Below are 23,328 nucleotides of genomic sequence, written 5' to 3'. Positions count from 1 at the left end.
TGGACCATGCTTCTTGGGCCGCAGCCGGGCTTATGGTAAAAGCATGACCTTCCCCCGCCTCCGGACTGCCCATGAGCGCCATCATCTACGCCCTTTCCGCCAACGCCGGCATCGCCGCCTCCAAGGCCGTGGCAGCCGCCTACACCGGCTCCTCCGCCATGCTGGCCGAAGCCGTGCACTCCGCCGCCGACTGCGCCAACCAGCTGCTGTTGCTGCTGGGCATCAGGCAGGCCAGGCGGCAGCCGACGCCGGACCACCCTTTGGGCTTCGGCAAAGCCACCTACTTCTGGTCCTTCATGGTGGCCATCATGCTCTTCTCCCTGGGCGGCGCCTTTTCCATCTACGAGGGCGTGCACAAGCTGTCCCACCCGGAGCCCCTGGCAAATCCCTGGGTCGCCATCATCGTCCTGGGCGTCGGCGTGCTGCTGGAAGCCTGGTCCCTGCGCGGCTGCATCCACGAAATCCGCGAGAAGGCGGGCGACATGCCGCTTTGGCGCTACTTCCGTGACAGCCGGGAGTCGGAGCTGATCGTGGTCATGGGCGAGGACATCGCCGCCCTGGCCGGTCTGACCCTGGCCCTGGGCGCCATCCTGCTTTCCCTCGCCACCGGCAATCCGGCTTTCGACGCCTGGGGCAGCATCGCCGTCGGCGCCCTGCTGGTGGTGGTGGCCATCGGCGTCGGCCTGGAGGTGAAGGCCCTGCTCATCGGCCAGAGCGCCGAGCCCGCCGCCCATGCGGCCATGGAGCAGTGGCTGCGTCAGCGCCCGGAGGTGGAAACCCTCTACAACCTGATCTCCTTCCAGATGGGCAGCTACCTCTTCGTCGCGGTGAAGGCCCGCATGGCCGAACAGCAGAGTGCCAGCGGCCTCATCGACCAGATCAATGCGGTGCAGGACGCCCTCAAGGCATCCTTCCCGGACGTGCGCTGGGTCTTCTTCGAACCGGACGACAAGGGCTAGGGCCGCGCCCCGCCCTCCGCCGGCTCAGGCCAGGGCCGCAGCTTCGGCCTCGTCCTGGGTCAGTTCCTCGGGCAGGCAGCCGACGGGCGGACCGAGCACCCCGTCCGTGCCTTCGAAGCGCACCAGGATGATTTCCTGGCGCATGTCGGCCGCGGCGGCGCCGATCTGCACCACCACGCCGCGGCTTCCCGGCCGGGCGAAGACCGCATCTTCCGGCTGCTCGGGCACGCCGCCGTCGTTCTGGATGGTTTCCCGGGCGAAAATCACGTCGCCGATGTTGAGGTAGTTGGGCATGGGCTTTCTCCATTGAGGACAGCCCCATCCAGCAATCTTGATGCCTGAACGAAATCCCTTGTTTTTCATGCAGTTAAAAAAAGCCCCGTTGTCGCATGCACGACAACGGGGCTTTTTTGTCGGGGAACGGCGGTTCAGCGCACCCGGCGCACGCTGGCTCCCAGCTTGGAAAGCTTCTCCTCGATGCGCTCGTAGCCCCGGTCCAGGTGGTAGATGCGCTCGATCAGGGTCTCGCCCTTGGCCACCAGGGCGGCGATGACCAGGGAGGCTGAGGCCCGCAGGTCGGTGGCCATCACCGTGGCCCCTTCCAGCTGGGGCACGCCCTTGACCACCGCGGTGTTGCCGTTGATGTCGATGGCGGCGCCCAGGCGGGCCAGTTCCACCGCATGCATGAAGCGGTTCTCGAAAATGGTCTCGCGGATGGTAGCGGCGCCGTCGGCCACGGTGTTGAGGGCCATGAACTGGGCCTGCATGTCCGTGGGGAAGGCGGGATAGGGGGCGGTGCGGATGCTGACGGCCTTGAGGCGGGCCGGGGCCTTGAGGCTGATGGCGTCGCGCTCGGTCTGGATGTCGCAGCCGGCATCCATGAGCTTGTCGATGACCGCATCCAGATAGGCGGAGGAGGTGCGGGTCAGGCGCACCTCGCCGCCGGTGGCGGCGGCGGCACAGAGGTAGGTGCCGGTCTCGATGCGGTCCGGCATGATGCGGTGGGTGGCACCGTGGAGCTTGTCCACGCCCTGGATGCGGATGACGTCGCTGCCGGCGCCGGAGATGCGGGCGCCCATGGAGATGAGGCAGTTGGCCAGATCCACCACTTCCGGTTCCCGGGCGGCGTTCTCGATGACGGTTTCGCCCTCGGCCAGCACGGCGGCCATCATCAGGTTCTCGGTGCCGGTGACGGTGACCATGTCGGTGCAGATGCGGGCGCCCTTGAGGCGGCTGGCCTTGGCATGGATGTAGCCGTGCTCCACCTTGACCTCGGCCCCCATGGCCTGCAGGCCCTTGATGTGCTGGTCCACCGGCCGGGCACCGATGGCACAGCCGCCGGGCAGGGACACCTTGGCTTCGCCGCAGCGGGCCACCAGGGGGCCCAGCACCAGCACGGAGGCGCGCATGGTCTTGACCAGGTCGTAGGGAGCCACCGGGTTGTTGAGGCCCTTGGCGTCCAGGACCACGCCGTCGGCGCCGTCCAGGGTCACTTCCAGGCCCATCTGGCCGAGCAGGCCGAGCATGGTGGAGACGTCGTTGAGGTGGGGCAGGCTGGACAGGCGCAGGGGCTCGGCCGACAGCAGGGAGGCGCAGAGGATGGGCAGGGCCGCATTCTTGGCGCCGGAAATGGCCACTTCGCCGCGCAGGGGCGTGCCGCCCTGGATGAGGAGCTTATCCACGCTGGGCCTCCCATTCTTCCGGGGTGAAGGTCTTGAAGGAGAGGGCGTGGATTTCGCCGCTGTCCAGACGGTCCTTGATGGTCAGGTAAACCCGTTGCTGGCGCTGCACCCGGCTCTTGCCGGCGAACTCGGCGCTGACGATCACCGCTTCAAAGTGATGGCCATCCCCGTCGATCCGGATATGGTCGCAGGGCAATCCCTCCTGGATGTAGGTTTGGATATCTTCGGGTCTTACCATGGGTCAGGCTCTCAATTTGTAGCCCCGCTTGAGCAGGGCCAGGGTCAGCGCGGTGAGCGCGGCAAAGCAGACGGACACCACCAGCAGGCTTTGTAGCGGAGCGGCGTCGGAAACACCGAAAAAGCCGTAGCGGAAACCGTCGATCATATAGAACACGGGGTTGAAATGGGACACCTGCTGCCAGAAGGGCGGCAGGCTGTGAATGGAGTAGAAGACGCCGGAGAGCATGGTCAGCGGCATGATCAGGAAGTTCTGGAAGGCCGCCAGCTGGTCGAACTTGTCGGCCCAGATGCCGGCGATCATGCCCAGGGCCCCCAACATGGCGCCGCCAAGCACGGCAAAGGCCAGGGCCCACAGGGGATGGGCCAGTTGCAGGGGGGCGAAGGCCAGCGTCATCAGTAGCACTCCCAGCCCCACCAGCACGCCCCGGGCCAGGGCCGCCAGGACGTAGGCAAGGAAAAACTCGCCGTAGGCGATGGGCGGCAGCAGCACGAACACCACGCTGCCGGTAACCTTGGACTGGATCAGGGAAGAGGAGGAATTGGCGAAGGCGTTCTGCAGCACCGACATCATCACCAGCCCGGGCACCAGGAAAGCGGTGTAGGTGACGCCGTGGATACGGGTGTTTTCATCCAGCACGTGGGCGAAGATGAGCAGGTACAACAGGGCCGTCAGCACCGGTGCCGCTACGGTCTGGAAGCCGACCTTCCAGAAACGCAGCACTTCCTTGTAGAACAGGGTACGAAAGCCCAGCATCATGGCTGCACTGCCTCCCGGCTGACTTCGCCGCGCATCAGGCGAACGAAGACCTCCTCCAGGTCCGGCTCGTCCAGCTTCAGGTCGGCGACGCCGCAACCTGCCTGGCGCAGGTCGGCCAGCACCTGTTCCAATTCGGCAAAGCCCGCCAGCCGCAGACGGCAGACGGCCCCCTCCCGGGACAGCAGGCGCGGCGCCAGGACCGCGGGCAGATCACCCTGGCCCAGGCGCAGGGTCAGGGTGTGGCCGGAAAACTGGCGCAACAGGCTGGCCGTCTCATCCAGAGCCACCAGCTGCCCCTGCTTGAGCATGCCGATGCGGCCGCACAGGGTTTCCGCCTCTTCCAAGTAATGGGTGGTGAGGATGATGGTGTGGCCTTCGCCGTTGAGGCGGCGGATGAATTCCCACAGCCCCTGGCGCAGTTCCACATCGACGCCGGCCGTGGGTTCGTCAAGGACGATCACCGGCGGCCTGTGCACCAGGGCCTGGGCCACCAGCACGCGCCGCTTCATGCCACCGGAGAGACGGCGCATGTTGGTATCGGCCTTGGCGGTGAGGTCCAGGTTTTCCAGAATCTCGTCGATCCAGGCATCGTTGTTGCGGATGCCGAAATAGCCGGACTGGATGCGCAGGGTTTCGCGCACGGAAAAGAAGGGGTCGAAGACCAGCTCCTGGGGCACCACGCCCAGCAGGCGCCGGGCCTCCCGATAGTCGGCCACCACGTCGCGGCCGAGCACCCGGACGCTGCCGGCATCAGGCCGGGCCAGGCCGGCAAGGCAGGAAATCAGCGTGGTCTTGCCGGCGCCGTTGGGCCCCAGAAGGCCGAAGAACTCGCCCTCGGCGATTTCCAGGGAGACTCCGGCCAGGGCCTGCAGGGAGCCGAAGCGCTTGGCGACACGATCGAAGTGGACAGCAGTGCCCATGGGATTCCGGGCGACAGGCTCAGGCCAGGGGCAGGAGGTCGGAAATACCGTACAGCTCCGCCAGGCTCAACAGGCCGGCGGGAGGCGCAACGATATCCAGCTGACGGCCCTGGGTCTGAGCACGGCGCAGCCAGGCGAAGAGCAGGGTCAGGGCCGAGGAATCGGCCTCGGTCACGGCGGACAGATCAACCCGGGTTAGCCCGGGCGTGGCGGCCAGGGCATCCTGGCCCTGGGCCAGGAGTTCCCGTGCATTGGCAATCACCATGGGGGCAGTCACCCTCAGGGTGGAACCTTCAATGGAGATCATCACTTCTTACCGGCGGCAGCGGCTTCCAGGCCCTTGTTCTTGGCAGCCAGGGTGCTGATCAGGCCATCGACGCCATTGGCGCGGATTTCCTGGGTGAAGGATTCGCGGTAGTTGGTCACCAGGGAAACGCCGGCCACCACCACGTCATAGACCTTCCAGCCGTCGGCCTGCTTGTCCAGGGCGTAGTCCAGGCCGATATGCTTGCCGTTGGTCTGGTGCACCAGGGTACGCACGGTCACGTCGGTTTCGCCGGCCTGCATCTTGAAGGGCTTGTACTCGACGGTCTGATCCTTGTAGGCGGTCAGGGCGTTGGAATAGGTACGCACCAGCAGGATGCGGAATTCGTTGGTCAGCCGGGTCTTCTGCTCGGCGCTGGTCTTGGACCACTCGCGGCCCAGGGCCAGGGCGGTCATGCGAGTAAAGTTGAAGTGAGGCAGCACCTTGGTTTCCACCAGGTCGATGGCCTTCTTGGTGTTGCCGTTCTGCAGGTCCTTGTCGGCGCGGACCACGGCCAGCACCTCATCGGTCACTTTCTTGACCAGCACATCGGGGGCCATGTCGTCGGCGAAGACGGGAGCAGACAGGAGACCGAAGCTGAGAATGGTGAAAAGGACACGAATGGCTTTCATGGCGCAATCTCTCTAATTGGGAAGCGGATTTTAACTTAGGGGGGAGCACAAAGACATACCCCGCCTGGCGGCGGGGTATGATCAGGAGGGGGAAGACTCAGTCCTCAAGCTTTTCCCGGGGCGGGTTGCCGTCGTAAACCAGGCTCTTGCGGCGCTGCAGGTAGGCATCGCGCATATAGGTGTACTTGTCCAGGGCGGCATCGTCGATGACCTTCTCCGCAGGCAGCAGGGAAGCGCGGGTATCCACCAGGCGCAGCACGGCCAGGCTGTTGCGGGTCGGCACGTGATCCACGTTCCACACCGGATCAACAGCCACATCCACCACGTAACCGGCGGTATCACGCACGGTGCGGGAGCCGATGAACGGCCACACCACGTAGGCGCCTTCGCCCACACCCCAACGGCCGAAGGTCTGGCCGAAGTCCTCGTCGTGCTTTTCCAGACCGGCGGGCGTGGCCACATCGAACACGCCCAGGACGCCGATGGTGGTATTCAGCAGGAAGCGGCCGGCATCGGAGGCGGCGTCGGCGGGCTTGCCCTGCAGCAGGTTGTTCACGGCGATGAAGACGTCGGCGATGTTGCCGAAGAAGTTGCCGACCCCGGTCTGCACCGGCTGGGGCAGGACGTAGTCGTAGCCCTGGGCCACCGGCTTGATGATGGCCTTGTCCAGGCCGTCATTGAAGGAGAACATGGCCCGATTGAAACCTTCCAGGGGATCCTTGGGGTTGTTGGCGGTGCTGGCACAGCCGGAGAGTCCGGCCAGCAAAGCCGTGGCTAACGCGAACATACCGAAACGCTTGGCTACCTTTTTATCCACTTTTGTCCCTCGAAATATCGATAGTTAGTTATTTGTGCGTCGCGCCAAGCATGCCAGAGGAATGAAGCCATGGCAAAACCGGCTTACTTCTTGTCCTGTCCTTCGGATGCCTTGTTGAACAGGAACTGGCTGATCAGTTTCTCCAGTACCACCGCCGACTGGGTCTTGGAGATGGAGTCGCCGGGGGAGAGCATTTTCTCGTCCCCGCCTACATCCAGCCCGATGTACTGCTCACCAAGCAGGCCGGAAGTCAGGATCGAAGCGAAAGTATCCTTCGGAAACTTGAAACGGGTATCCACCGTCATGGTCACCACGGCTTCGTAGGTCTGGGGATCGAAATGGATTTCCGACACCCGACCCACCACCACACCGGCACTTTTCACCGGACCGCGGACCTTCAGGCCCCCGATATTATCAAACTTGGCCTGCAGGACGTAGGTCTCGGCAAAGTTGGAACCGGACAGATTCCCCACTTTTAGTGCCAAAAACAACAGTGACAGGAAACCAATAGCGACAAAAACACCGACCCACAGGTCGAGCACCTTACGATTCATCAAGCCCCCCGGAACATAAACGAGGTGAGAACAACATCCAGCGCCAGGATAACCAGGGCCGACGTCACCACAGTGCGCGTGATCGCGCGAGAAACCCCCTCGGCGGTCGGCGCCGAGTCATAGCCTTCAAATACGGAAATCCACGACACGGCGGCACCGAACACCACGCTCTTGATGACGCCGTTGAGGATGTCCTCGCGGAAATCGACGGAAGCCTGCATCTGGGACCAGAAGGCGCCATCATCGACGCCGATCAGCACCACGCCGACCAGCCAGCCGCCGAACACCCCCATGGCCGAGAACAGGGCCGCCAGGAAGGGCATGGAAATGACGCCACCCCAGAAACGGGGCGCCACCACCCGGGCCAGGGGATTGACGGCCATCATGTCCATCGCCTTCAACTGCTCGGTGGCCTTCATCAGGCCGATTTCCGCCGTGATGGAGGAACCGGCCCGGGAGGCGAACAGCAGGGCCGCCACCACGGGGCCCAGTTCCCGCACCAGGGACAGGGCCACCAGGATGCCCAGGGCTTCGGAGGAACCGAAGCGCTGCAGGGTTTCATAGCCCTGCAGCCCCAGCACCATGCCGACGAAGAGGCCGGAAACGGTGATGATGAGCAGGGACAGCACGCCACTGAAATAGACTTCCCGGACCGTCAGGTTGGGCCGGGTCAGGCACTGGCCGGAATAACGCAGGACGGCCCAGAAGAAGCGGCTGGCAAAACCCAGCTGCCAGATACGATCCACCAGGCTGGCGCCCAGCCGACGCAACAAATCAGCCACGCACACCTCCCAGCAGGGAATCGGCCACGGACACCGCCGGGTAATGGAAAGGCACCGGGCCGTCGGCCTCGGCATGGACAAACTGATGCACGAAGGGGTCCCGGGAGGCCCGGATCTCGTCCGGCGTGCCCTGGGCCACAACCCGTCCGGCAGACATGAAGTAGATGTAGTCGACGATCTGCAGGGACTCCTGGATATCGTGGGTGACCATGATGGAGGTCGCTCCCAGGGCATCGTTGAGCTTGCGGATCAGCTGGCCGATGACACCCAGGGAAATGGGATCGAGGCCGGTGAAGGGCTCGTCGTACATGATCAGCATGGGGTCCAGGGCCACCGCCCGGGCCAGGGCCACCCGGCGGGCCATGCCGCCGGAAAGCTCGTTCGGCATCAGCCCGGCGGCGCCGCGCAGGCCGACGGCCTGCAGTTTCAGCAACACCATGTCGCGGATCAGCTCTTCCGGCAGATCGGTATGTTCCCGAATCTGGAAGGCCACGTTGTCGAACACGGACATGTCGGTGAACAGGGCGCCGAACTGGAACAGCATGCCCATGCGGCGGCGCAGGGCATAGAGTTCCCGGGTATTCATGCGGTGCACCGCATGGCCGGCCACCTTGACCTCGCCCGCACTGGGACGCAGCTGGCCGCCGATCAGGCGCAACAGGGTGGTTTTGCCGCAGCCACTGCCGCCCATGATGGCCACCACCTTGCCCTTGTGGAAGCTCATGTCGATGCCTTCCAGCACCTTGCGGGGGCCGGAATCGGTATCGTAGGCGAAGTTGAGGCCGCGTATTTCGACCAGACTCTCGGTCGGCACGGAAAATCCTTGCTGAAAAAACCAAAGGGGGCGATTTTAGCAGATAGGCCCTGGGGCTCCGTGAAAAATTCCAGCGAAACTCCCGGGGAAGTGGCGTATTTTGGCCACATAAAGCGCTGCAAGCCCCCTTGCTGCCACCAATTTCGAGCGAACGAAAATGCCCGATAAAAGCGCCTTCCCCGCGGCATCGTCACGCCCCCTGCTGCTGATCGTGGACGACGACCCCCTGATCAGCGACACGCTGGCCTATTCCCTGGCGTCCTCGTTCGAAGTCCTCACCAGCCCCTCCCGCAGCCACTGCGCCAGCCTGCTGCGCCAACTGCGCCAGCCACCCGATCTAGCCCTGGTGGATTTGGGACTGCCTCCCCTGCCCCACCAGCCGGATGAAGGCTTTGCCCTCATCGGCGAACTGCTGGCCCTGTCGCCGGCCATGCGCATCCTGGTGCTTTCCGGCCAGGACGGGGAAGCCCACGGCCGCCACGCCCGCACCCTGGGAGCGGTGGACTTCATCGCCAAACCGGCCGACCCCGCCCTCCTGCGTCAGGCCCTGCTGAACAGCCTCACTTTCCGCGAGGCGGCCCCGGCCGATTCGCCCCTCCTGGGCCACAGCGAACCCATGGAGAAGCTGCGGGCCCAGATCCACCACTACGCCGACTCCCCGTTTCCGGTGCTGATCGAAGGCGAATCGGGCAGCGGCAAGGAAATCGTCGCCCATCAGCTGCACCTGGCCACCGGCCGCCGCGACAAGCCCTACCTGGCCCTCAACTGTGCCGCCATCTCGCCCACCCTGCTGGAGCCCACCCTGTTCGGCCACGCCAAGGGGGCCTTCACCGGGGCCGCCGGCGCCCGCAGCGGCTATTTCGAGGACGCGGCGGACGGCACCCTATTTCTCGACGAAATCGGCGAATTGCCCCTGGAGCTGCAGCCCAAGCTGCTGCGGGTCCTGGAAAACGGCGAGTTCCAGCGGGTCGGCGAAACCCAGAGCCGCCGCAGCAACGCCCGCATCGTCGCCGCCACCAACCGGGACCTGAAAAGGGAGGTGCGCGAGGGACGCTTCCGGGCCGACCTCTACCACCGCCTCTCCGTATTCAGCATCCTGGTCCCGCCCCTGCGGGAAATGGGCCGGGACCGGCAGGAACTCCTGGAGCACTTCCGCCAGCGCTATGCCCAGCAGAGCCACCTCCCGCCCTTCCGGCTGGACGAGCCGGCCCGGGCCCTGTGGGATGGCTATGCCTTCCCCGGCAACGTGCGGGAGCTGCGCAACATCGTCATCCGCCTCACCGCCAAATATCCGGGCCAAACGGTGACGACTGAACAGCTGGCCGGCGAACTGGACCTGCCCCAGCCCGATACTGGTCCCCGCCACGACCAGCCCGTGACACCCGACATCCGGGCCGCCCGGGAGCACCTGCAGCAGGCCCCGGCCAGTTTCGACCTGGACCAGCACCTGGCCCGCTGGGAAAAAGCCTATGTGGAGGCCGCCCTGCAGATCACCCAGGGCAACCTGAGCCAGGCAGCCCGCCTGCTCGGCATCAACCGCACCACCCTGCACGCCCGCCGGGACAGCCTGGAGCGCCTGCCCAGCCAGGACCAAGGAAACGAGGACCGCCATGTACCTTGAACACTACGGCCTGCGGGAGGCTCCGTTCCGCATCACCCCGCACACCGACTTCTTCTTTGCCGGGGGCAACCGGGGCGCCACCCTGGAAGCCCTGATCTACGCCATCAGCAACGACGAGGGCATCGTCAAGGTGACGGGCGAGGTGGGCAGCGGCAAGACCATGCTGTGCCGCATGCTGCTGGAAAAGCTGCCGGCCACGGTGGAAACGGTCTACCTGGCCAACCCTTCCTATTCCCGGGACGAGATTCTCCATGCCCTGGCCGCCGAGCTGCAGCTGGAGCTGCCCGAAGGACGCCCCTCCCTGCTGCTCAAGGCCCTGCAGGAACGCCTGCTGCAAAGCTATGCCGCCGGACGCCGGGTGGTGGTGCTGATCGACGAGGCCCATGCCATGCCGGGGGAAACCCTGGAGGAAATCCGCCTCCTCTCCAACCTGGAATCCTCCCGCCACAAGCTCCTGCAGATCGTCCTCTTCGGCCAGCCGGAGCTGGACGAGCGCCTGGCCCAGCCGGACCTGCGCCAGCTGAAGGAACGCATCACCCACAACTTCGGCCTGGAGCCCCTGCGCCGCACCGACATCGGCCCCTACCTGATGTTCCGCCTGCGGGCTGCCGGCTACCACGGACCGGACATCTTCAGCCCGCGGGCCCTGCAAGGCATCGACACCGCATCGGAAGGGCTTACCCGGCGCATCAACATCCTGGCGGACAAGGCCATGCTGGCTGCCTTTGCGGCCAACACCCACCTGGTGGACCAGCCCCAGGTGCAAGCCGCGGTGACGGACGCCCAGTTCACCCCACTGCCGGCTGCCAGCAACAAGGCGGTCACCGCCCTACGCCCCATCCTGCTGGTCCTGCCCCTGGGCCTGGCCCTCACCTTTGGCGCCTACTGGGCGGGACGGCAGAGCGTCGCCGCCACTCCCTCCGAAGCTGCCGTATCCGCCCCCCAATTCCCCGCCGCCACGCCTTCACCGGCCACCGCAAGCGCCACCGCCACCCCCGCGGCAACGTCGCCCGCCCAGGACTCACCGGCGACACCGGCCCCCGAATCCGTACCGCAGGAAGCCCAGGCCGCCCCTCCTAGCGCCGCTACCGCCAAACTCCCCGCCGATCTGCCGCAGAACGCCGGCCGCCTCACCCGGGAAGCCCTGGCGGCACACCAGTCCTGGCTAGCCCAGGCGGACGACCGTCACTATGTGCTGCAACTGCTGGCGGTCAAAGGCAGCGCCACCCGGGAAGTGGAAAGTTTCCTCACCCAGGCCGCCCGCAGCCTGCCGCCCGGAACGCTGCGCGCCTACTACCGGAGTGCAGCCGAGGGGCCGCGCTGGGGTGTGACCTACGGCGACTTTCCGGACCGCAGCAGCGCCGTGGCCGCCCTGGCCGCCCTCCCCGAAGCCATCCGCAACACCCGCCCCTATCCGCGGCAAGTGCAGCGGCTACGTTAAAAATTGGAAAAACAGGCGGGAAAGTGTGAGGAAAGCCCCATTTCTACAAAAACAATTATGCTAGAGTGAATCGAGCTTCAAACAATAATTGACGTTAAAACATAGCGTTACATAAGAACGGCCCCATAACGAGACAACTGACAAGGCCCGCCCCATGAAGCCTGCCCAATACGGCCATCGCCCCGACGGCCACGCCTCCCGCCCCAAGCATTTCCCACTGCTTTCTCTATGGGCCGCATGCTCACTGGGGCTACTCGGTGCCTGCGCCTCCCCCGTTGCCAAGGACCCCAGCAAGGCCCACCTGCAGGCGGACTCGGCGCCCGTGGTCAGCGGCGCCATTCCGGCACCGGTGATGCAGACGGCGGCCTTGCCCAAACCCCGGATTGCCCCCCGCACCGAGACCTATTCGGTGGTGGTGAACAACGTCAAGGTGCAGGAGTTGCTGTTCGCCCTGGCCCGGGACGCCAAGCTCAACGTGGATATCCACCCAGGCATCAGCGGCACGGTGACCCTCAACGCCATCGACCAGACCCTGCCCCAGATCCTCAACCGCCTGGCCAAGCAGGTGGACATGCGCTTCGAGCTGGACGGCCCCAATCTGGCGGTGATGCCGGACACACCCTACCTGCGCAATTACAAGATCGACTACGTGAACATGACCCGGGACACAGCAGGCACCGTCTCGGTCACCACCCAGATCGCCACCGCTGGCGCCGGGGCCAGCACTACCGGCACCACCACCGTCCCGGGCACCGCCGGCACCGGCAACAGTTCCGTCACCCGCATCGAGAACAAGGCCCAGCACCACTTCTGGGACAACCTGATCCAGAACATCAAGGACATCCTGCGGGAAACCGACAAGGTCATGCCCGAAGGCTCCTCGGAAACGGTCACCGAAATGGCCGCCACCCAGACCACCACCGGCACTGGCACGCCCCCGACCGCCGGCAGCCGCACCTCGGCGCCCGCCACCAGCCTGGCAGGCAGCGCCAATCCGGCCACCCTGCAGAACAGCGGCGCCATGGTGGTACGGCGCACCACCTTCCGCGAGGCGGCCTCGGTCATGGCCCATCCGGAAACGGGCATTGTCACGGTGCGCGCCACCTCGCGCCAGCACGAGAAAATCCAGGAATACGTGGACCAGGTGATGGGCAGCGCCCGGCGCCAGGTGTTGATCGAAGCCACCATCGCCGAAGTGCGACTGGACCAGAACTACCAGCAGGGCATCAACTGGAGCCGCATCACCGGCGGTGCCGCCGGCTTCACCTTGACCCAGACCCTGGGCGGTGCCGTGGCCGGCATCATCGCCAGCGGCAGCAATTTCGAGATCGGCTACAAGAACTCCACCTCCGGCGGCGGCTTCACCGGCGCCCTGCGCCTGCTGGAAACCTTCGGCACGGTGAAGGTGCTGTCCAGCCCCAAGATCAGCGTCCTCAACAACCAGACGGCGGTGATCAAGGTGGTGGACAACCACGTCTATTTCACCATCAAGGCCGACACCAGCCAGAACCAGGTGAACACCGTCACCACCTACACCACCACCCTCAACTCGGTGCCGGTGGGCTTCGTCATGAACGTCACCGCCCAGATCAGCGGCGACGACACGGTGCTGCTCAACATCCGCCCCAGCATCTCCCGGGTGGTGGATGAAATCCCCGACCCCAATCCGGCCTTGAAGAAGGGCATCAACGGCCTGGCCGACAGCATCGAGAGCAAGGTCCCGGTGATCCGCACCCGGGAGATGGAATCGGTGCTGCGGGTGGAAAACGGCAACATCGCCGTCATGGGCGGTCTCATGGAGGAGATGCTGCAGAACCGGGCCGACAGCGTTCCCGGACTCTCCCGCCTGCCCGTGGCCGGCGGCCTCTTCTCGGCCAAGGACGACTCCCTGCAGAAGACCGAACTGGTCATCTTCCTGCGCCCGGTCATCATCCGCGAAGCCAGCATCGGCGGCGACTACGCCAACCTGAGGGACGCCCTGCCGACCAAGGACTTCTTCGCCAACAACCCGGGGCCCCAGCAGCAGATGGCGCCCTCCGGCATGGAGCCGCGGCCGTGAGCCTGCTCATGGATGCCCTGAAGAAGGCGGAGGAGGCCAAGCGCAACGCGGCCCCCGCCACCGGGGCGCCCGGCGAACTGAGCCTGGAGCCGGTGAGCCCCCAGCCCGGCAGCCAGGGGCAGTCGCCCCTGCCCAATCTGGACGACCACCTGGCAACGGTGGATGCCGACCTGGCGGCGGTGGCCGCCAGCCCGGCGCCCAGCCCCGCCGCCCCGCCGCCCCAATCCTCCCACCAGCCCGCCCCGCCGCCCACGCCAAGTGTCGCCCCTGCCGCCGCAGCCGATATGGAAGCGGAGCGCCAGGCGGCCCGCAATCTCTTCAACGCCAAGCTGGCCGCCGGCAACGGCACACCGCCCAACCGCAACAAGCTGTGGCTTGCCCTGGGCGCCCTGGCGGTGGGCCTGCTCGGCATCGGCATCTATTTCTGGTTCCAGTTGCAGGGCCTCAGCCAGAACCCCATGATCGCCCGCCCGGCGCCGACACCGGTGCAGCCCCAACCCCTGCCGCCGGCACCAATGGCGACGCCCATCGTCGCGCCCCCCATGCCAGTCGCGGCTGTGGAAGCGCCTCCCAGCCAGCCCATGCCGGAAATGCCCGCCCCCCTTACCCGGGAGCGCCCCATGCCCCAGGAACGCCAGCCGGCGCTGCCGCCGGAGGAGCCCAGCCCCATCCGCCTCAGCCGCGGCAAGCCGGCCACCAACCCGCTGCTGGAACGGGCCTACGGCGCCCTGCAGCGGGAGGATTTCGCCGCCGCGGTGCAGGACTACGACAAGGTGCTGCAGGCCGACCCGCGCAACACCGACGCCCTGCTCGGCATGGCCAGCATTGCCGGCCGCGAGGGCCAGACGGCCAAGGCCGAAGCCCTCTACCTGAAGGCCCTGGAGGCGGACCCGAAAAACCCGGTGGCCCTGGCCGGCCTGGTATCCCTCCTCGGCAACGGCGATCCGGCGGCGGCGGAAAGCCGCCTGAAGAATCTGCTGGCGACCCAGCCCGAGGCCGGCCACGCCCACTTCGCCCTGGGCAATGTGTACGCCCGCCAGGGCCGCTGGAGCGAAGCCCAGCAGGCCTATTTCAGGTCCCTGGCCAGCGACGGCGACAACCCGGACTATCTCTTCAATCTGGCGGTGAGCCTGGACCACCTGCGCCAGGTCAAGCCGGCCCAGCAGTACTACCAGGCGGCCCTCGGCGCCGCCGCCGGCCGCTCCGCCATGTTCGACAAGGAAGGCGCCCGGCGCCGGCTGCAGGAGTTGGCCGCGCCATGAACGCCCCCAGCCCCCAGCGCCGCCCCCTGGGCCAGATTCTCATCGCCCAGGGGATCATCTCCGAAGACCAGCTGCGCATCGCCCTGCTGGAGCAGATGAAGTCCAACCAGCCGGTGGGCAAGCTGCTGGTATCCCTCGGCTTCGTCTCGGAAACGACCCTGCGGGAAGCCCTTTCGGAAAGCCTGGGCAAGCGCTCCATCGACCTCTCCCGGGCCGTCATCGACCCCTCCGCCCTCAAACTGGTGCCGCGGGAACTGGCCAAGCGCCACCACATCCTGCCCCTGGACTTCGATGCGGAAAGCCACCGCCTGACCCTGGCCCTGGCGGACATCAACGACATCGTCGCCCTGGACAAGGTGCGCAGCCAGCTCAACGCCGAACTGGAGATCGAGACCCTGCTGGCCGGCGAATCGGAAATCGACCGGGCCATCGATCAGTACTACGGCTACGAGCTGTCCATCGACGGCATCCTGCACGAGATCGAGACCGGCGAGATCGACTGGAAGAGCCTGCAGTCCTCCTCCGACGAATACAGCCAGCCGGTGGTGCGGCTGATCGACGCCATCCTGGCCGACGCGGTGAAGCGGGACGCCTCCGACGTGCACTTCGAGCCGGAGGCCAACTTCCTGCGCATCCGCTACCGCATCGACGGCATGCTGCGGCAGATCCGGGCCCTGCATAAGTCTTACTGGCCGGCCATGGCGGTGCGCATCAAGGTCATGAGCGGCATGAACATCGCCGAGACCCGGGCGCCCCAGGACGGCCGCATCAACCTGGTGCTGAGCGGCCGCCAGGTGGACTTCCGGGTCGCGGCCCAGCCCACCATCCACGGCGAAAACGTGGTGCTGCGCATCCTGGACCGGCAGAAGGGCATCGTGCCCCTGGAGGGTCTGGGACTGGCGGAGGACCATCTGGACCTGCTCAAGCTGATGATCGCCCGGCCCGAGGGCATCATCCTGGTCACCGGCCCCACCGGCAGCGGCAAGACCACCACCCTCTATTCGGTGCTCAACCACATCAATTCCGAGGGCGTGAACATCATGACCCTGGAAGACCCGGTGGAATACCCCATGGCCCTGGTGCGCCAGACCTCGGTGGCGGAATCGGCCAAACTGGACTTCGCCAACGGCATCCGCTCCATGATGCGCCAGGACCCGGACGTGATCCTGGTGGGCGAAATCCGCGACACGGACACTGCCGAAATGGCTTTCCGCGCCGCCATGACCGGCCATCAGGTGTACTCCACCCTGCACACCAACTCGGCCATCGGCGCCATTCCCCGCCTGCTGGACATCGGCATCCTGCCGGACCTGATGGCCGGTAACATCATCGGCATCGTCGCCCAGCGCCTGGTGCGCCGCCTCTGCCCCGGCTGCAAGACGCCCTACCAGGCCGAAGCCCACGAATCCCGCCTGCTGGGCATTCCAGCCGAAGGGCCGCGGCCGGTGATCTACCGCCCCTGCGGCTGCGAGCGCTGCGACTTCCAGGGCTACCGGGGCCGCATCGCCATCATGGAACTGCTGCGCATGACGCCGGCCATGGACGAGCTGGTGGCGCGCCGCGCCACGGCCCGGGAAATCCGCAACGAGGCCACCCGCCAGGGTTTCCGCCCCCTGGCCGACGACGGCCTGCGCCGCGTACTTGACGGTTCCACCTCCCTGGAGGAGTTGTCCCGGGTGGTGGACCTCACCGACCGGATGTAGGGTCCGGCCATGGGACTCTTCAACTACAAGGCCGTCGATGCGGATGGCCGCATGATCCAGGGGCGCCTCGACGCCATCAATCTGGTGGACCTGGAGATGCGCCTCAAGCGCATGGAAATGGACCTGGTCAACGGCACCCCGGTGAGCAGCTGGGAGATGTTCGGCGGCTCGGTGCCGCGCCGGGAACTGATCAACTTCTGTTTCCACCTGGAACAGCTGAATCGGGCCGGCGTACCCATCCTCGAAGGACTCTCCGACCTGCGGGACTCCCTGGAACATCCGCGCTTCCGCGAAGTCATCGCCAGCCTGGTGGAATCCATCGAGGGCGGCCAGACCCTGTCCCAGGCCATGACCCTGCATCCCCGGGTGTTCACCAAGGTCTTCGTCAGCCTGGTGCGGGCCGGGGAACTGACCGGCCAGCTCTCCGAAGTGCTGCAGAACCTCACCGAATCCCTCAAGTGGGAGGACGAGATCGCCTCCCAGACCAAGAAGCTGCTGATGTACCCGGCCTTCGTCGGCACCATCGTCCTGGGCGCCACCTTCTTCCTCATGGTGTACATGGTGCCCCAGCTGAAGCAGTTCGTACGCAACATGGGCCAGGAACTGCCGGCCCAGACCCGGGCCCTCTTCTTCGTCTCCGACCTGCTGGTCAATTACTGGTACCTGGCCCTGCTCCTGCCCATCCTCGGCATCGCCCTGCTCAGCTACCTGCTGCACACCAATCCAGCGGTGCGGCACGGTTTCGATGCCTTCAAGCTGAAGCTACCGGTCTTCGGGCCGATCCTGAAGAAAATCGTGCTTTCGCGCTTCGCCAACACCTTCGCCCTGCTCTATTCCTCAGGCATCCCCATCCTGGAATCGATCCGCACCACGGAAGAGGTGGTAGGCAATCAGGTCGTCCGCCAGGGACTGGAAAAGGTGGAGCAGTTGATCGGCGAAGGCCAGAACGTCACCACCGCCTTCCACACCATCGGTCTCTTTCCGCCCCTGGTCATCCGCATGCTGCGAGTGGGGGAAAGCACCGGCTCCCTCGACACCGCTCTGCGCAATGTCAGCTATTTCTTCAACCGGGATGTGAAGGAATCGGTGGAGAAAATCCAGTCCCTGATCGAGCCGGCCCTGACCCTGATCCTCGGTTCGGTCCTGGGCTGGATCATGCTGGCTGTCCTGGGGCCGGTGTACGACGTCATCAGCAAGATCAAGACCTGAACCATGCCCCAGCGCCATCTCCTCTACCTCTCCGCCCACCAGCTCTCGGCCCATGCCTGGAAGGGCGGCCGCCTGGACGCCCAGGCCAGCTTCCCCCATTCGGAGGAGGGCCTGGTGGCCTTCCGCCAGTACCTGGAAAAGCGTCGCCACGACCTTTTCTACCTCCTCATCAACGTGGCCGACGAAGGCTTCCAGCTGGACACCATCCCCTTCCTCCAGGGCAAGGACCGGGAAGCCGTGATCCAGCGCAAGCTGGGCCAGTATTTCTACAGCACCAACCTGAACATGGCCCAGCGCCTGGGCTTCGAGAAGAACCGGCGCAAGGACGAACGCCTGCTGCTGGCCGGCTTCACCAACCCGGCCCAGATCATGCCGTGGACGGCCCTGATCCAGTCCCTGGGCGTGCCCCTGGTGGGCATCTACTCCCTGCCCCTGCTCGGCCCCCAACTGCTGAAAAAGCTGCAGCCCGGCCCGGCCCCCTGCCTGATGCTGACGGTGCAGGATCACAGCCTGCGCCAGAGCTTCTTCGACAAGGGCGAACTGCACTTCTCGCGCCTGGTGCCCCTGCACGATTCCAGCATCCACGGCATCGGCCACGCCATGGCGGCAGAGGCGGCCAAGATGCACCAGTACCTGACCAGCCAGCGCCTGCTGGCCCGGGGCCAGTCCCTGCAGGCCCTGGCCCTGGTCCATCCCCAGGCGGTGCGGGCGGTGCAGGAAGCCTGCAGCGACAGCCCGGCCGTCACCTTCCGCATCGTCGGCAACGACGAGGCCGCCCGCCTCATCGGCCTGGCCGATGCCCCGGAGGACAGCCGCAGCGAAGCCCTGTTCCTGCACCTGCTGGCCGTCCAGACGCCGGCCCAGCAGTTCGCGCCGCCGCCCCTGCGCCACGACTACCGGGTGTGGCAGCTCCAGGCCCTGCTCTCTTCCGGCGGGCTGCTGGTCTTCCTCGCCTGCCTGCTTTTCGCCGGCAAGCAGCTGTACGACGCCAGCCGCCTCGGCAGCGAACGGGCCGCCATCCAGGCCCAGGCCGACAGCGCGGCCCAGCGCTATGCGGAACTGGCCCGGACTTTCCCGCCCATGCCGGTGGACAACGACACCCTGCGCCAGGTCATCAACCGCTACCAGGCCATGGAACGGCAGCCCACCACCCCGCGAGACTTTTACCTGCTGCTCAGCCGGGCCCTGGAAGCAACGCCCCAGGTGGAGCTGGACACCATCGCCTGGCAGCGGGGCGGCACCAGCGCCGGAGGCAATGGCAACGCCACTGCCGCGGCGGCAGCGCCGGGCGAGGGGGACGAAAGCGCCCTGGTGCGGGGCAGCATTCCCACCGGCCCCCAGGCCAATCCGCGCCAGGTGCTGGCCATTTTCGAGCGTTTCCTGGCGGCCCTGCGGCAGCAGCCCGGCCTGCAGGTGAATGTGCAGCAGCAACCGTTCGACGTGGAATCGGGCAAGTCCCTCAAGGGCGGCAGCAGTAGCGACGATGCCCCGGCCAGCGCCGAGCCCCGTCATTTCGTCGTGCAGATCGTGCATCGGGTGACGCCATGAAACTGACCGCAGCCGACTGGCGCAAGCTGCGCCTCAGCCTGGTGATCTTCGTCCTCTTCTGCCTCGGCGGCGCCGTTCTGGTGCTCTTTTCCCTGGAGCAGCAGCAACAGGCCCGTCGCCTGCTGGCAACGGCCCAGGCCCACAACGCCCAGGCCCAGGCCAAGCTGAAGCAGGTACGGGAAGAGGAAAGCGAGATCAAGCTCAAGGCCGCCCTCTTCAGCAACCTGACCGCCCGCGGCGTCATCGGCGAGGAACAGCGCCTGGACTGGGTCGAGCTGCTGCGGGACATCCGCAACAACCGGCGCCTGCTGGACATCCAGTACGAGTTCTCGCCCCAGCAGCCCCTGGGCAACGGCCAGGGGCCGTGGAGCTTCCAGGTCAGTTCCATGCGCCTGCAACTGCAGCTGCTGCATGAGGAGGATCTGCTCAACGTCCTCGCCGACCTGCGCAACACGGCCAAGGCCCAGGTCCTGGTGCGCAGCTGCGAAGTCAGCCGCCAGCCCCGCCCTCCGGGCGAGAGCCAGGGCCTGCACGCCAACCTCAAGGCCCAGTGCCTGCTGGACTGGATCACCCTGCGAGGCCCCCAAACCCGCTGAGACGGGGAGGAACCTGCCATGAACGCCCATTCCCTGCGCCCTCCCCAAGCCGCCCGCCCCGGCGCCCGCCTGGCCAGGCTCGCCGGCCTGCTCCTGGCCCTGGGCGCTGCCGCCTCGCCGCTCCTGGCCGACGAAGCCCTGGGCCGCCTCTTCTTCACGCCGGAACGGCGCCAGGCCCTGGAGCGCCAGCGGCTGTACAACATCCAGGACACCAGCCATGCCACGGAAGAACCGGTGGTGACCCTCAACGGCATCGTGCGCCGCTCCAGCGGCAAGGGCTCGGCCTGGATCAACGGCATGGTCCAGCACGACCGGGAGGACATCAGCGGCCTGCAGGTGCGGCCCGATGGCCGCCACCCGGGCCGCGCCACCCTGAAGGACCTGGGCAACGACAGCAGCACCAGCCTCGGCGTCGGCGACTCCCATCGCCGCGGCAGCAACGAATCCGCCGGCCTGCTGCCCGACGGCAGCGTGCTGCGGGTCCATCCCGCCCCCGCCGGCAGGCGCCCTGCGGCGCCCTGAGCCGTGGCCCGCCACCCTGCTCCCGCCTGCCGTCAGCGCGGCGCCGCCCTGCTGGCTTTCTTCCTCATCGTCTTCGTGCTTGGGGCCTACGGCCTTTACCGGCACCTGACCGCCGTCTCCAGTAATCCCCAGGTCCGGGCGGAAGCCTCCATGGCGGCCCTGGCCCAGGCCCGGGAAGCCCTGCTCGGCTTCGCCGCCACCTACGACCAGCGCAACAGCGGCCAGGTCTTCGGCCAGCTGCCCTGCCCCGACACCAACAACGACGGCGAGGCCGAAGCCAGTTGCGGCACCGCCGGCACCACCGTGGTCGGCCTCCTGCCGTGGAAGACCCTGGGCCTGCCGATGCTGCAGGATGAAGGCGGGGAATGCCTGTGGTACGCCGTCGGCCGCTTCAAGAACAGCCCCAAGAGCACGCCCCTCAACTGGGACAGCCAGGGCCAGTTCGCCGTGCGCAGCAGCGACGGCAGCCAGATCCTGACCGAGCCGGAGAACGCCGAGGGCGGCGCCGTCGCCGTCCTCTTCGCCCCCGGCATCGCCCTGGGCGGCCAGAACCGCAGCGGCGGCAGCGGCGCCTGCCCCGGCGGCGACAGCCCCAATGCGGCCAACTACCTGGACGGCAACTACAGCTTCGGCGGCGGCGCCAGTCTCAGCCTGACCCAGGGCACCCCGGGCAGCACCTCCAACAACGATCTGCTGCTGTGGCTCAGCCCCCGGGACATTTTCCAGCGCATCAAGCAGCGCAGCGATTTTCCGAGCCGCATCGACACCCTGATGGCAGGCCTGAAGTCCGCGCTGGATGCGGCTCCCAGCCTGCCGACCGGGGACGCCTCGAGCGACGGACTGCAGCGCCTGCCGGCCGCCTTCGATTTCAGCACCAGCCTCGGCAGTGGCGACGAGGAGTTCCGCCGTCACTGGGACAACCAGCTGCGCTACCTCAACTGCGGCAGCGATGGCTGCCTCACGGTGCGGGGCAAGCCCTGCCGGGGCGCCCTCATTTTCACCGGGGAACGGGCCGCCACGGGGCCCCGCACCGCCACGGAAGGCGCTTCTGCCTCCAGCTTCCTGGCCGCCGCCAACATCGCCGCGGCCACGGCCACCGACGCGGCCGCCCGCCAGTTCCCCCTGCCCCAGGCCCTGGCCGCCTACGACAAGAGCCAGGCGGCCGGCGACGTGGTGCTGTGCCTGAAGGAAAGCGTCACCCTCAATTTCAGCAACGACCTGGGCGCCGCCACCGCCATCCGCAACGAGCTTGCCAGCGGCAACCCCACCCTTGCCGTGGACAGCGGCGCCGGCACCGCCACCCTGGGCACCAGCGACGTGCCTATCGGCAGCCCGCCCAACCTGCGTTACGGCTGTCTCTGGTTCAACCAGGTGGTGCGCTTCGGCAGCGGCCTGCGGGCCTTTTTCGAATACCGGGTGCAGGACCGGGGCGACGGTTTCACCTTCACCATCGCCGATGCCGAGCGCAACCCGGACGCATCCATGTGCGGCGCACCGGACCAGCACCTGGGCTACTCCGGCGAGCCGACGCCGCCCGCCGGCGTCACCCTGCGCCCTATCGCCCCGCCCAAGCTCGGCCTGGAATTCGATTTCGTGCAGAACCTGGGATACAACGAGAGCAACAGCAATCATGCCTATGGCCGCCAGGACCCCCTGACCATCCGGCACCTGGCCTTCACCTACTGGGGCTACCGGGAGGCCAACTGGTGGGCCGGCGTTGCCGAACCCCTGTGGGACGACAACGTACACGGCTTCGGCCGCGGCAGCGGCGATTCCCCCCGCAACCCAGCCGCCCTCACCAGCGGCCTGGCCACGCCTAGCGGCCTGGCCACCCTAGGGCAGCTGGTACGCATCCGCCTGGAAATCAGCCGCAATTACGACAGCGGCGCCGGGGCCGGCACCTACGACCTGAAGGCCTGGGCCTTCCCCACCAGCAATTCCCTCTGTTTCGTCGAGGACGTGGCCATGGCGGATCTCAGCACCACCTTCGCCCCCAATACCGCCGCCTGTTCGCCGCCCACCATCAGGGATACCATATCCATCAGCGATTTTTCGGGCAGCGAGTCCCTGCGCAACGTCCGGCTGGGTTTCACCACCGGCTTCGGCAGCGGCGGCCAGTTGATCCTGCTGCAAAACTTCAAGGCCCAGTTCATCCCATGAGCCCCCATCTGCGCCGCCCCCACGGCTTCACCCTGGTTGAACTGGCCATCGTGCTGGTCATCGTGGCCCTGCTCACCGGGGGCATGCTCTTTTCCCTGTCGGCCCAGACCGAAGTACGGGACAACGGCGACACCAAGAAGCAGTTGCAGGACATCGGCGACGCCCTCATCGGCTATGCGGCCAGCCACTATTCGAGCAGCGGCCAGCATCCCTTCCTGCCCTGCCCAGACACGGATTACGACGGGGTGGAAGAGGCCCGCGACGGCAGCGGCAACTGCCCCAGCGCCGAGGGCGTGCTGCCGTGGACCAGCCTGGGCCTGGGCCAGTACGACAGCTGGCGCAATCACTACCGCTACCGGGTGCACACCCGTTTCAGCAACAACAAGGACGGCTTCGGGCTTGCCACCAGCGCCGGCGACATCACGATCTGCAGCGTCGCCTCGGCCAGCAGCGGCTGCTCCGTGGCCAATTCCACCCTGGCCTCCGGCCTGCCGGCCCTGGTGCTCTCCCACGGCAAGAACGGCCTGGGCGCCATCAACGCCCAGGGGGCCGCCAACGGCGCCAGCAGCGATGCCGATGAGGTGGAAAATCACGATGGCGACAATGTCTTCGTCAGCCGGGCCGTCACCCAGCAGGGCTTCGACGACCAGGTGCTGTGGCTGTCGCCCAATCTCCTGTTCAACCGCCTGATCGCCGCCGGCCGTTCCCTGTGAGGAAATGACAGCTTCAAGCATTGACCGGCCCCG

At 66.6% G+C, this 23,328-nt stretch carries 23 protein-coding genes; 12 read left to right on the top strand and 11 right to left on the bottom strand.

The features are described from left to right. The first annotated feature begins 71 nt into the window (after positions 1-71). Positions 72-959, top strand: a complete 888-nt coding sequence (locus AZSP09_RS15600; protein ID WP_130460145.1) for a cation diffusion facilitator family transporter — start codon at positions 72-74, stop codon at positions 957-959. A gap of 24 nt (positions 960-983) precedes the next feature. Here the strand turns inward: AZSP09_RS15600 and AZSP09_RS15595 are convergent, their stop codons facing one another. From AZSP09_RS15595 to AZSP09_RS15545, 11 genes are all read right to left on the bottom strand, one after another. Next, on the bottom strand, positions 984-1,253 hold the full coding sequence (locus AZSP09_RS15595; protein ID WP_014236504.1) for a nitrogen fixation protein NifZ: 270 nt from the start codon (positions 1,251-1,253) through the stop codon (positions 984-986). A 134-nt stretch (positions 1,254-1,387) separates the two neighbouring features. After that, the gene (murA, locus tag AZSP09_RS15590) at positions 1,388-2,641 is read right to left on the bottom strand and encodes a UDP-N-acetylglucosamine 1-carboxyvinyltransferase (protein ID WP_014236503.1); all 1,254 of its coding nucleotides are present in this window, start codon (positions 2,639-2,641) and stop codon (positions 1,388-1,390) included. Then, complete coding sequence (locus tag AZSP09_RS15585) at positions 2,634-2,879, bottom strand: BolA family protein (RefSeq protein WP_152090555.1); 246 nt, start codon at positions 2,877-2,879, stop codon at positions 2,634-2,636. The genes murA and AZSP09_RS15585 overlap by 8 nt, the downstream gene beginning before the upstream one ends. A 3-nt stretch (positions 2,880-2,882) precedes the next feature. Then, positions 2,883-3,638 carry an ABC transporter permease gene (locus AZSP09_RS15580; protein WP_152090554.1) on the bottom strand — a complete coding sequence of 252 codons (756 nt, stop codon included), beginning with the start codon at positions 3,636-3,638 and terminating at the stop codon, positions 2,883-2,885. Beyond that, on the bottom strand, positions 3,635-4,558 hold the full coding sequence (locus tag AZSP09_RS15575; RefSeq protein ID WP_152090553.1) for an ABC transporter ATP-binding protein: 924 nt from the start codon (positions 4,556-4,558) through the stop codon (positions 3,635-3,637). Before AZSP09_RS15575 ends, AZSP09_RS15580 begins: the two co-directional genes overlap by 4 nt. A gap of 19 nt (positions 4,559-4,577) precedes the next feature. After that, on the bottom strand, positions 4,578-4,865 hold the full coding sequence (locus tag AZSP09_RS15570) for an STAS domain-containing protein (protein WP_014236499.1): 288 nt from the start codon (positions 4,863-4,865) through the stop codon (positions 4,578-4,580). Then, positions 4,865-5,494, bottom strand: coding sequence for an MlaC/ttg2D family ABC transporter substrate-binding protein (locus tag AZSP09_RS15565; protein WP_014236498.1), 630 nt, complete (start codon positions 5,492-5,494; stop codon positions 4,865-4,867). Before AZSP09_RS15565 ends, AZSP09_RS15570 begins: the two co-directional genes overlap by 1 nt. A 97-nt stretch (positions 5,495-5,591) precedes the next feature. Next, complete coding sequence (locus AZSP09_RS15560) at positions 5,592-6,281, bottom strand: MlaA family lipoprotein (RefSeq protein WP_083833936.1); 690 nt, start codon at positions 6,279-6,281, stop codon at positions 5,592-5,594. 113 nt (positions 6,282-6,394) lie between these two features. Then, positions 6,395-6,865 carry an outer membrane lipid asymmetry maintenance protein MlaD gene (gene mlaD / locus AZSP09_RS15555; protein WP_014236496.1) on the bottom strand — a complete coding sequence of 157 codons (471 nt, stop codon included), beginning with the start codon at positions 6,863-6,865 and terminating at the stop codon, positions 6,395-6,397. Next, positions 6,865-7,647, bottom strand: coding sequence for a lipid asymmetry maintenance ABC transporter permease subunit MlaE (gene mlaE, locus AZSP09_RS15550; RefSeq protein ID WP_014236495.1), 783 nt, complete (start codon positions 7,645-7,647; stop codon positions 6,865-6,867). The genes mlaD and mlaE overlap by 1 nt, the downstream gene beginning before the upstream one ends. Further along, positions 7,640-8,461, bottom strand: a complete 822-nt coding sequence (locus AZSP09_RS15545; RefSeq protein ID WP_152090552.1) for an ABC transporter ATP-binding protein — start codon at positions 8,459-8,461, stop codon at positions 7,640-7,642. The genes mlaE and AZSP09_RS15545 overlap by 8 nt, the downstream gene beginning before the upstream one ends. Positions 8,462-8,618: 157 nt before the next feature. Between AZSP09_RS15545 and AZSP09_RS15540 the strand changes: the two genes are divergently transcribed. From AZSP09_RS15540 to AZSP09_RS15490, 11 genes are all read left to right on the top strand, one after another. Continuing rightward, positions 8,619-10,082 carry a sigma-54-dependent transcriptional regulator gene (locus AZSP09_RS15540; RefSeq protein WP_152090551.1) on the top strand — a complete coding sequence of 488 codons (1,464 nt, stop codon included), beginning with the start codon at positions 8,619-8,621 and terminating at the stop codon, positions 10,080-10,082. Beyond that, positions 10,072-11,523 (top strand): AAA family ATPase, encoded by a 1,452-nt coding sequence (locus AZSP09_RS15535; RefSeq protein ID WP_152090550.1) that lies wholly within the window; start codon positions 10,072-10,074, stop codon positions 11,521-11,523. The genes AZSP09_RS15540 and AZSP09_RS15535 overlap by 11 nt, the downstream gene beginning before the upstream one ends. Before the next feature lie 154 nt (positions 11,524-11,677). Further along, positions 11,678-13,582, top strand: coding sequence for a pilus (MSHA type) biogenesis protein MshL (gene mshL, locus AZSP09_RS15530; RefSeq protein ID WP_152090549.1), 1,905 nt, complete (start codon positions 11,678-11,680; stop codon positions 13,580-13,582). Next, a complete protein-coding gene (locus AZSP09_RS20650) occupies positions 13,579-14,844 on the top strand; it encodes a tetratricopeptide repeat protein (protein ID WP_152090548.1) in 1,266 nt (421 codons plus the stop codon). The genes mshL and AZSP09_RS20650 overlap by 4 nt, the downstream gene beginning before the upstream one ends. Next, positions 14,841-16,547: a GspE/PulE family protein gene (locus AZSP09_RS15520; protein ID WP_152090547.1), complete on the top strand. Its 1,707-nt coding sequence runs from the start codon at positions 14,841-14,843 to the stop codon at positions 16,545-16,547. Before AZSP09_RS20650 ends, AZSP09_RS15520 begins: the two co-directional genes overlap by 4 nt. A 9-nt stretch (positions 16,548-16,556) precedes the next feature. After that, a complete protein-coding gene (locus AZSP09_RS15515) occupies positions 16,557-17,756 on the top strand; it encodes a type II secretion system F family protein (protein WP_152090546.1) in 1,200 nt (399 codons plus the stop codon). A gap of 3 nt (positions 17,757-17,759) precedes the next feature. Then, positions 17,760-19,304, top strand: a complete 1,545-nt coding sequence (locus AZSP09_RS15510; RefSeq protein WP_152090545.1) for a hypothetical protein — start codon at positions 17,760-17,762, stop codon at positions 19,302-19,304. Continuing rightward, positions 19,301-19,900: a hypothetical protein gene (locus AZSP09_RS15505; protein WP_152090544.1), complete on the top strand. Its 600-nt coding sequence runs from the start codon at positions 19,301-19,303 to the stop codon at positions 19,898-19,900. The genes AZSP09_RS15510 and AZSP09_RS15505 overlap by 4 nt, the downstream gene beginning before the upstream one ends. Positions 19,901-19,918: 18 nt before the next feature. Next, complete coding sequence (locus AZSP09_RS15500; protein WP_152090543.1) at positions 19,919-20,422, top strand: hypothetical protein; 504 nt, start codon at positions 19,919-19,921, stop codon at positions 20,420-20,422. A gap of 3 nt (positions 20,423-20,425) precedes the next feature. Beyond that, the gene (locus AZSP09_RS15495; protein ID WP_152090542.1) at positions 20,426-22,582 is read left to right on the top strand and encodes a hypothetical protein; all 2,157 of its coding nucleotides are present in this window, start codon (positions 20,426-20,428) and stop codon (positions 22,580-22,582) included. After that, complete coding sequence (locus tag AZSP09_RS15490) at positions 22,579-23,295, top strand: type II secretion system protein (RefSeq protein ID WP_152090541.1); 717 nt, start codon at positions 22,579-22,581, stop codon at positions 23,293-23,295. Before AZSP09_RS15495 ends, AZSP09_RS15490 begins: the two co-directional genes overlap by 4 nt. The last annotated feature ends 33 nt before the right edge of the window (positions 23,296-23,328 follow it).

Source organism: Azospira sp. I09 (assembly GCF_009177135.1).
Classification (GTDB): Bacteria; Pseudomonadota; Gammaproteobacteria; order Burkholderiales; family Rhodocyclaceae; genus Azospira; species Azospira oryzae.
Note: the sequence above shows the minus strand (reverse complement) of the source record. Positions and strands in the feature narration are given on the sequence as shown.